Origin of the sequence: Phenylobacterium sp. Root700, from assembly GCF_001429025.1 — a bacterium.
GTDB lineage: Bacteria > Pseudomonadota > Alphaproteobacteria > Caulobacterales > Caulobacteraceae > Phenylobacterium.
This window is the reverse complement of record NZ_LMHT01000033.1, coordinates 15031-15363: the sequence shown is the minus strand read 5'-3', so window position 1 is coordinate 15363 and position 333 is coordinate 15031. Positions and strand designations below refer to the sequence as shown.

General features: G+C 67.0%; 1 protein-coding gene. It reads left to right on the top strand.

What is annotated here, in order from left to right:
• On the top strand, window positions 1-333 hold a 333-nt coding region (locus ASE02_RS23060; protein ID WP_235536741.1), incomplete at both ends, for an acyl-CoA dehydrogenase family protein.

Below are 333 nucleotides of genomic sequence, written 5' to 3'. Positions count from 1 at the left end.
GAGATCGTCGGCTGTTTCGGCCTGACCGAGGCCGACGGCGGCTCCGACCCGGCCTCGATGCGCGCGGTGGCGAAAAAGGTCGAGGGTGGCTACCGGCTCTCGGGTTCGAAGATGTGGATCACCAACAGCCCGATCGCCGATGTCTGCCTGGTCTGGGCCAAGCTCGACGGGGTGATCCGCGGCTTCCTGGTCGATCGCGGCTCCGACGGCCTGACCACTCCGAAGATCCAGAACAAGCTCTCCTTGCGCGCCTCGGTGACCGGCGAGATCGCGCTGAACGACGTGTTCGTCGCCGAAGACCAGATGCTGCCGAACGTCACCGGCCTGCGCGGC